Source organism: Mesorhizobium sp. M7A.F.Ca.MR.362.00.0.0 (assembly GCF_004023175.1).
Taxonomy (GTDB): domain Bacteria; phylum Pseudomonadota; class Alphaproteobacteria; order Rhizobiales; family Rhizobiaceae; genus Mesorhizobium.
This window is the reverse complement of the sequence record NZ_RZTF01000487.1, coordinates 1-4239: the sequence shown is the minus strand read 5'-3', so window position 1 is coordinate 4239 and position 4239 is coordinate 1. Positions and strand designations below refer to the sequence as shown.

At 59.1% G+C, this 4239-nt stretch carries 3 protein-coding genes and 2 pseudogenes; all 5 read left to right on the top strand.

From position 1 onward, the window contains the following. Positions 1-193 (top strand): annotated as a pseudogene (groEL, locus tag EOC06_RS33620) (chaperonin GroEL); the annotation flags it as partial. 185 nt (positions 194-378) lie between these two features. Then, positions 379-989 (top strand): annotated as a pseudogene (locus EOC06_RS44165) (transposase); the annotation flags it as partial. 53 nt (positions 990-1042) lie between these two features. After that, positions 1043-1744 carry an IS6 family transposase gene (locus tag EOC06_RS33610; RefSeq protein WP_128309820.1) on the top strand — a complete coding sequence of 234 codons (702 nt, stop codon included), beginning with the start codon at positions 1043-1045 and terminating at the stop codon, positions 1742-1744. Between the two features lie 52 nt (positions 1745-1796). Beyond that, positions 1797-2324 (top strand): IS6 family transposase, encoded by a 528-nt coding sequence (locus EOC06_RS33605; protein ID WP_245470305.1) that lies wholly within the window; start codon positions 1797-1799, stop codon positions 2322-2324. Between the two features lie 142 nt (positions 2325-2466). Beyond that, a complete protein-coding gene (locus EOC06_RS33600) occupies positions 2467-4107 on the top strand; it encodes an MFS transporter (protein WP_128309819.1) in 1641 nt (546 codons plus the stop codon). The last annotated feature ends 132 nt before the right edge of the window (positions 4108-4239 follow it).

The window sequence follows — 4239 nt, the reverse complement described above, 5'->3', positions numbered from 1 at the left end:
AATATGGCGACATGATCGCAATGGGTATCGTCGGTCCGGTCAAGGTTGTGCGCACGGCTCTGCAGGACGCGGCCTCGGTCGCCGGCCTGCTCGTCACCACCGAAGCCATGATCGCCGAGGCTCCGAAGGAGGAAACCGCCGGCGGCGCTATGCCGGATGGCATGCCGGCGGTGGCATGGGCGGCATGGACTTTAAGGGCCCATGCATCTCGACAATTTGGAAGGGCGGCGAGCAATGCCGCCCTTTCTTCGTGCCCATTCCGCCGGTGTAGCGCGACAATCTGGGAGAGAAGCCGCATTGCCTCGCCTGAACTGCTCCCTAAAATTGGTTTGTTGCCTCATCTAATTTGCTCCCGAATCATCAACTTCGGGAGCTGTGATGAGGAAGGTGAGCATGGCGACACGAGCGGAATTGGTGGCGGCGATCAGTGGACGCTATGTTTTAGGCGGGCGGGCCGAAAAAGGCGAGGATGTTGGACGAATTCGTGGCCCTCACGGGCTTTCATCGCAAGCATGCGATGCGACTGCTGCGAAGAGACTGCGCGCCGGCGAAGAGTGGTCCTCGGCCGGGGCGGCGGGTTTACGGTGATGAGGTGCGCGCCGCTCTCGTCGTCGTTTGGGAGGCATCGGATCGAATCTGCGGGAAGCGACTACACCCGCTCTTGCCAAGCCTGATCGAAGCGATGAAACGCCACGGACACGGCGCTATGGATAGCGAGACGCGCCGGCAATTGTTGACGATGAGCCCAGCGACGATTGATCGCGTTCTCAAGGACATTAAGGCGAGTGCCAGCGGGCCGCGGCGGCGGAAAGGATCAACGACGATCCGGCGTAGTGTTCCAGTTCGGACTTTCTCGGATTGGGATGACCCCGCACCCGGCTTTGTCGAGGCGGATCTTGTTTCTCATTCCGGCCCATACGCAAAAGGGCGCCTTCTCGCAAACCCTCGTGTTGACCGATATCGCCACGGGCTGGACGGAATGCGCGCCGCGGCGTTATTAACTTAACTCGCGGTCAGGGATTTGCGGCATAAACGCGACGGCATGAGCACCGCAACCGTCAGCTACAAGCGCCATCGTTTCGCGCCGCAGATCATCGCCCATGCAGTCTGGCTTTACTACCGGTTCCCCTTGAGCCTGCGTCTGGTCGAGGAAATGCTGCTGGAACGCGGGATCGTGGTTTCCTATGAGACAATCCGCCGATGGGGAAAGAAGTTCGGGCCCGACTACGCCCGCCGGTTGCGCCGCAAGCAGCCAAGCCGCGACGATATCTGGCACCTCGATGAGGTGGTGATCCCCATCGCGGGCAAGAAACACTGGTTGTGGCGTGCCGTTGACCAGGACGGGTATGTGCTCGACGAAATCGTGCAAGCCCGGCGCAATACCAAGGCTGCCAAGCGCTCGCTGACCCGGTTATTGAAGAAGCAGGGCGGCACTCCAAAGCGCATGATCACCGACAAGTTGCGTTCTTACGCTGCCGCCAGGCGTCAGGTCATGCCGAATGTCGAACACCGCTCGCACAAAGGCTTGAATTACCGCGCCGAGAATTCGCACGTACCGCTGCGAAAACGGGAGCGAATGATGCAAGGCTTCCGATCACCAGGAAGTCTGCAGCGCTGCATGTCGATCTTTTCCGCCGTCCGAAATCTCTTCATCCCACCCCGTCCGAAACGCTCCGCCATTCAGATCCATCTTCACCGCCTGCAAGCCATGGCAGAGTGGAAAGTCGTCACCGTGGGCAACTGACATCCGCCATACAGGCCTCAGCGCGGTCAGAGCCAGATAACGTGACATTACCGTGCGCTGGTATCTGGCCTACAATCTGAGCCTGCGCGACTGGAAAGAAATGATGGCCGAACGCGGCATTCGGCGTCGATCATTCGACGATCCATCGCTGGGTCATTCATTTCGCGCCGCGGTTGCTGGAGCGCTTCAACGCCGCAAGCGTGCCGTCACCGGCAAATGGCATGTCGACGAAACCTACATCAAGGTTCGCGGTGAGTGGATGTATCTCTACCGCGCCATCGACAGTGTCGGCGACACGGTCGAATTCTGGTTCAGCGAGCATCGCGACCTGCTGGCGGCCAAGCGCTTCTTCAGGAAAGCCCTGGAGCGCCATGACCGGCCCGATCGCATCGTCATCGACGGCAGCCAGACCAATCACGAAGCCATCACTTCCTGCGATGCGGCAAATGGATTGCAGGATCGTTCCCGGCGCTGGCTGAACCCAATCACGATCAGGAAAAGTCGATACTTGAACAACAGGATCGAGCAGGACCACCGGCGCATCAAGCTGACAGCGGCCAGTCCCGACCAACCTTCATGACGCAGAAAAAACTTTGCAACACAACCTGCGGAAGCGTGTGCTGGGTCATGTCTTGGAAGTACTGGCCGATTACACAATCGTAAAGACAAAAAGGCAGTAATGGCGCCGCGAATTAAACAAGCGGCTCGTCGAAGGTAAAAAAGTGCAGCACCAAGATCCTCATCCGCCCGCTCCAACAACGCTTGCGCCGCTTCGAAATCCGGTGTTTCGCTCGATCTGGACGGCCACACAAATCTCCAGCCTCGGGTGGCTCGTGCAAACGGTGGCTATCAGCTGGCTGATGGCCACCATTTCGGCGTCCGATCTTATGGTCGCACTCGTGCAGGCTGCCTCCACACTACCGGTGTTCTTCCTCTCAATTGTCGCTGGCGCCATCGCCGACAATTTCAGGCGCCGACGGGTGATGTTTGCCGGGCACTGTTTGATAGCATTGGCATCGACGACGCTGACGATTTCGGTGGGTCTAGGATTTGTCCATCCTTGGCTGATACTCGCGTTGGGGTTCCTGGCCGGCTGCGGCTTCGCGCTAACTGATCCGGCTTGGCACGCTTCCGTTGGCGATATCCTTCACAAGCGCGACATTCCGGCCGCGGTGACGCTTATGTCGGTAGGATACAACATCGTGCGCAGCGTTGGCCCGGCTTTGGGCGGCGTGATCATGGCATTCTTTGGACCACTAGCCGCTTTCGCCCTGGCCGCGCTAAGTGATCTCGCGCCTCTGGGCGCAATATGGCGCACTAATTGGAAAGTTCGCTCTTCGCCTCTCCCTCGCGAGAGAATGGGGATGGCAATTCATGACGGCGTCCGCTTCACGGCGATGTCCTTGGAGATCAGGGCGGCGGTCGCCAGGGCAACCCTTTTCGGGTTGGCAAGCATCTCCATCCTGGCGCTGCTCCCTCTCGTCGTCCGGGATCAGTTGATGAGCGGGCCGATCGTCTACGGCATTCTGCTGGCTGGCTTCGGCACCGGGGCTTTCATCGCGGGCATGAGCAGCGGCTTACTGAGGCGGATCACGTCTCAAAACAGGCTGGTGGTCTACGCTTCTGTCGCTTGTGCGGCATGTTGCCTTTCCCTTGCACTTACATCGTCGGTCCCTGTGGCGGCCAGTTCGCTGGCACTCGGCGGCGCGGGTTGGCTTATTACCTGGACGGGCATTGACGTGTCGGTGCAGCTGGCAAGCCCAAGGTGGGTTGTCGGTCGCACGCTCTCGATCTACTACGCCTTGAGCGCTGGCGGTATGGCCGCCGGCAGCTGGATCTGGGGATCCGTCGCGCAGAATTATTCCTTGAACTGGGCGTTGGAGGGCGCCGCGGGGGCTCTGTTGCTGGTTGCTGCAGCGGGGATACTGTTGCCAATACGTCCATGGGAAGAAACAGATCAAGAAAGTTCGGATTTTCGCACACCAGAGTTGGCACTCGATCTGAAGCCTAGGAGTGGCCCGATCGTTGCCAAAGTCGACTATTCCATATCCGAGAAGAATATCGACGCCTTTCTCGGCTGCATGCGCGCAAAGCGCCACGCTCTTAGCCGCGCCGGTGCGCGAAACTGGACGCTCCAACGCAACCTCCAAACGCCTTCACTTTGGACTGAGACGTTCCGCACGCCAACCTGGATGGACTTTCTTCGCCTGAATCATCGGCTCACAGCGGCGGATAAGGAAGTCGGCCATCATCTCCTGGCACTGCATGATGGAGAGCTTCCTCCGCAGACCGTGCTTTCGATCGAACGAACGACCGAGGCAGCTCGTACCCGTGCCACAACTATCTTTTCTCGTCCCCGATGAACCGGCGCGACCACCTTGGGCTTTCCAGAGCACAAGGTTCGGTTGTGTTGCAAATTTTTTTTCTGCGTCATGAAGGTGGTTTTGTTGCAACGGCTGAATAGGGGCGCAGAGAGGCCTGATGCGAGGTCAATC